Here is a 4,872-nt window from a genome sequence, read left to right on the forward strand (position 1 = left end):
TTCGGCATCAATGTTGACTGTCACGCCGCTATCGCGAGCAGGCTCGCTCCCACAGGGAATGCGCTAAATCAAGGAATCAAACGGTCGGCAGGCTCGGCGCCAACACCGTTTGGCGTTTGCGGTGAATCAGGAAATACGCGCCGTAACACAGCGCCATGAACCCAAAGCCCCAATACAGCGAAGGACGCTGGGTTTCATCCATGGCCAGGAATACGAACAGCGAGCAGCACAAGGCAATGCAAAGGATTGGCAGCAGCGGGAACCACGGCGCACGGTATTTCAGGTCGCTGAGCTTGCCGCCATCGCGGATATAGGCGCGGCGGAACTTGTACTGCGCCAGTGCAATGACGATCCAGGTCACGGTGCCGGACATCCCACTCACCGCCATCAGCACCATGAACAAGGTGTCGGCAGCGATGAAACTGGTCATCAGCGACACCAGCGCGAAGCACAAGGTGATGCTCAGCGCCCGTAATGGCACGCCGCGTTTGCTCAACGGCGAGAGACTTTTCGGCGCCATTCCGGTCTTCGACATGGCCCATAGAATCCGGGTCGAAGCGTACAGACCGGAGTTACCAACCGACAAAATTGCCGTGAGGATCACGAAGTTCATCAAGTCGGCAGCGTAAGGAATGCCGACCATGTCGAACACACCACGGTCATCATCACCGCGAACACTGCGGGCAAGCCGTTGGGGAACAACGAGTCGCCGATCAGGTTGCTCATCATCGGCGCCGGTGCGCCACTGGTCAGCGGGATCGCGCCGAAGATCACCAGGACGCCGACCACGATGAAACCGAGAATCGCCGCAACMTTGATTCCGGAGAACCAGTATTCCGCTTCACCGAAAGCACGAGTGGCCAATGCATTCAGCCCGAACAAGACGACCACGAACAGCGCCGACCAGTACCAGATCGGCACTGTCGGGAACCAACGCACCATCAACATCCCGGCCGCGGTGAATTCCAGGCCGACGGTGGACGCCCAGCTCATCCAGTACACCCAGCCGATCATGAACCCGGTGGYCGGGCCGATGAACTTGGTGGCGTGGGTCTGGAACGAACCGGACACYGGCATCTGTACCGACAATTCACCGAGGCAGACCATCACCAGGTACATCAGGAAGCCGGCGACCAGGTAGGCCAGAATCGCCCCCACCGGACCGCCCTGGTTGATGGTCACGCCAGAGCCCATGAACAGCCCGGTGCCGATCACGCCGCCCAGCGAGAGCATGAATATGTGCCGGCTTTTCAGGGCACGGGTCAGTTGGATGCCTTTGCGTTCGATAATTTCGCTCATGTCGGCACCTCAGTAGTCGGCGAGGTGCGCGGCGGATGACAGGACGTCATGACGCTGGGAAGGATCAGCTTTACGGCAGTTCATTATTATTATCTCCAATAAGCTTCGAAGACCGCGCTGACGGCGGTTGCGTCGATTATTGGAAACCCGTGTAAGTTCACGTTGAACGTAAAGATCAAAGATGTAAAAAGTCGTAACGATCTTGTATGTCAGGCGTTCAACAGCTCGGCCAGCGTCTGTTGCGAACGCTGCAATTGCTCATGCACCTGCGGTGCCAACGCCCGCAACGCCGACTCATCGTTGACCAGCGCCGCCTCTTCCAACAAACGCAGCACATTGGCCAGTGCGCGAAAGCCCAATGAGTCGCTACTGCCGGCCAAGCGATGGGCCAGGTGGGCGACTTCGGTGCAATCGTCGGCCTCGATGGCCTCCGTTAGCGCCTCTTGATGCTGAGTGATCGAATGACGCAACACCGCGAGCAAGCCCTGAACCTTCTGTTCACCGAGCAAGGTCCGGTGAGTCTGTAACAGCGGCCAATCCATCGCCTCGTCATCGGGGTGCGGCTCGGGAATTGGCGACTGCCCGGCCAGCGCCTGCCGCAGGTTTTCGAGCTTCAAGGGTTTGGCGAGAATGCCGTCCATGCCGGCATCCAGATAACCGCGCACCAACGCCGGTTGCACGCTGGCCGTCAGGGCAAAAATCCGGCTATGACGGTTCGGCCCGGCGCTGCTGCGAATCAGTTTGCACAGCTCGACGCCGCTGATACCCGGCAGGTGCACATCGAGCAGGATCAAATCGAAGGTCTGGCTCGCGCATTGCGCCAGCGCCTGTTCGGCCTCTTCGGCGAGCCAGACCTGGTGCCCGTCGCGTTGCAGCAAGCCGCTGACCACGTCACGGTTCAGCGCCACGTCCTCGACCACCAGAACGTTCAGCATGTGACCCGCTGCGCTGCTCGATACCACATTGCTCATGCCGGTGGCCGGTTGCAACGTCAGCTCGAACCAGAAACAGCTACCCTGCCCCCTCTCGCTCTGAACACCGATCCGTCCGCCGAGTTGCTCCACCAAATGCTTGCTGATGGCCAGGCCGAGCCCGGTACCGCCAAAGCGTTGCGCAACATCTTCGCTGGCCTGAGTGAAACGTTCGAAAATCTTTGCCTGCATCGCCGGAGCAATGCCGATGCCGTCGTCAGTCACGCTCAGCCGCAGCCGTTGGCCGGTTTGTCCCGAATCTTGCGCCAGCAACGTGACTTCGACGCTGACCCGCCCGCCCTCGGTGAACTTGATCGCGTTGGCCAGCAGGTTGCTCAGCACCTGACGCAAGAACTGCTCGGCGCCGTGATGCCTGTCGGCGACCGGTGGATCGATGCGGCAGTGCAGTGTTGTGTCGTTRCTCAGCGCGCGCGGCTCCAGCAGCGTCAGCACCTCGTCGAGCAAGTGCCGGATCGAGAAGTCGACCGGCTCCGGGTGGGTTTCACCCTCTTCCAGCCGGGCGAAATACAGCACTTCGTTGAGAATCGTCAGCAACCCTTCGCCAGCCTTGTACAGCGCATCCAGACGTTTGCCGTCGCGCTCGCCAAGACTGGCACCGCGCAGCAACTCGGCCATGCCGAGGATGCCGTTGAGCGGCGTGCGCAGTTCGTGGCTCATGGTCGCCAGGAACCGCGACTTGGCGAGGTTGGCCGCTTCGGCTTCGTCCTTGGCGCGCATCAGGCTGGCCGTGCGGCGCTCGACCATTCTCAGCAGCTCATCGCGGTTATTCTGCAACGCCAGGCGATCGGTTTCGCGCCGATCAATGTCACTGAGGATCGCCCGGCGCATATCGTCCAGCGCATGAGCCACCGTGTCGATTTCGTCTTCGTTGGCGCTGCGGCTCTTGTCCAGATGCAAAGGCTCATGCCAGTCACCGGCGGCGATGCGCCGGGCAAACCCGGCCATGACTTGCAGGTGCCGCGTGACCAGACGGTAAAACAGTCCCGACAGGGCCACCGCCAGCCCGCAGAGAAACACGCTCATCCATAACAGACGGAGAAATCCACCAGACCGCGCAGTTGCACATTCAACTGTTCCTGGTTCAGGTCCCAGAGGCTGCGTTCCAGGCTGGCCAGGTAACCGGCGCGAATCAGCTCCATGCGCGAGTCGATGTCACGCATCTCGCGGCGGTATTCGAAATACAGTTGCACGGTACTCGCCAGCATGGTGAAGCACAGGCTGAACAACAGAATGAACAGCAGCAGGCGCCGCAACAGTCCACCGGGCCGTGCGCGAATCATTGCGCATCTGCCGGCAGTTTGATCATGTCGCGATAGGTCACTTCACTTTCGTTCAGCCAACGGTCGATTTCCCCGGCATCGACCATCCGCTTCAACTGCGCATCGATGTCCGGCATGCGGCTGGCCAGCGGAGAACGGCGTGACACCGCAACCCGCAGATAATCCACGCTCAAGGCATTCGGCAAGGCCACGATGTCTTGCGCCCCTGGCAGGTTTTCGACGTACAACTGCCCGGTGCGCCGTTCCGAGGTGATGAAGTCGATGCGCCCGCGAATCAGTTTGCCGAAGTTCTGGCTACTGTCGGACACCCATTCGATGTTCTGGTGTTGGGCGACCAGGCGGTCGAAATCCACGCCGTAGCTTTCACCGAACAACAACCCGCCCCGGTAGTTGGCCAGGTCCTCCAGGCGTTCGAACTTCACCGGGTGCTGACGATTGGTGAACAGCGCGACCTCTTCGCGCAACACCGGCACCGTCGAAAACACCATGCTCTGCTCGCGTTGCACAGTGCTGTAGGCCAGCACCACGTCGACCCGGCCTTCGGCAGCGTCCAGCAGGCAGCGTTTCCAGTTGCCCAGCACGACGGACTCGACCTCGTAGCCCAGTTGCCCGAAAAGGTTTTTCACCACGCTGGGGGCCAGGCCGCGGACCTGTTTACCGTCGCTCCAGGAGATTGGCGGGTACACCGGATAGTCGCAGTAGCGAACCTTCTCCGCCGCTATCGCGCTGTTGGACAACAGCGCCAACATCAGCCCAAACAGCCGCAACATACGGCTCAGGCCGCGACGCTGGCGGTGAACAGGTAACCGGCGCCGTGGATGGTGATGATCAATTGCGGCTCGGCCGGATCGTCGTTCAACTTGCGCCGCAAACGCCCGACCAGCACATCGATGGAACGATCGTTAGGCACCCACTCGCGGTTGCGGATCTGGTCCATCAACTGGTCGCGACTCAAGGTGTGGCCGCTGTTGCGCAGGAATACGCTGAGCAACTGGTACTCTCCATGGGTCAGCATCGTTTCGCTGCCGGCGTGGTCGATCAGCCGTCGGCGGTCGGTGTCCAGGGCCCAGGCGGCGAACTGCTTGACCGGCCGAGGGATCGCTGCAACCGGTTGCGGCATTTGGGCATGACGAACCCGTCGTACCAGGTTTTTTGCCCGGGACACCAGTTCGCGTGGATTAAGGGGTTTGATCACATAGTCATCGGCGCCGCATTCAAGGCCGACGATGCGGTCGATTTCATCATTGCGGCCGGTGATCAGAATGATCCCGACCTCCGAACGGACCCGCAGCTCCCGGGTC

At 60.8% G+C, this 4,872-nt stretch carries 2 protein-coding genes and 2 pseudogenes; all 4 read right to left on the minus strand.

The window, feature by feature from the left end:
• Nucleotides 1–76: 76 nt before the first annotated feature.
• Nucleotides 77–1,299: pseudogene (locus tag AC1DH9_RS26410) on the minus strand (amino acid permease).
• A 209-nt stretch (nt 1,300–1,508) separates the two neighbouring features.
• Nucleotides 1,509–3,571 (minus strand): annotated as a pseudogene (locus AC1DH9_RS26415) (ATP-binding protein).
• Nucleotides 3,568–4,341 carry a substrate-binding periplasmic protein gene (locus AC1DH9_RS26420; RefSeq protein WP_427546393.1) on the minus strand — a complete coding sequence of 258 codons (774 nt, stop codon included), beginning with the start codon at nt 4,339–4,341 and terminating at the stop codon, nt 3,568–3,570. The pseudogene AC1DH9_RS26415 and the gene AC1DH9_RS26420 overlap by 4 nt, the downstream one beginning before the upstream one ends.
• A gap of 5 nt (nt 4,342–4,346) precedes the next feature.
• Nucleotides 4,347–4,872, minus strand: a 526-nt coding sequence (locus tag AC1DH9_RS26425) for a winged helix-turn-helix domain-containing protein (RefSeq protein ID WP_477809087.1), incomplete at its 5' end; no start/stop codon positions are given.

It is taken from the genome of Pseudomonas sp. 05T35, from assembly GCF_056396605.1.

Bases quoted from the DNA above. Each gene is read 5' to 3' on its own strand.
- AC1DH9_RS26420 (WP_427546393.1), bottom strand. From the start codon at position 4,341: ATGTTGCGGCTGTTTGGGCTGATGTTGGCGCTGTTGTCCAACAGCGCG.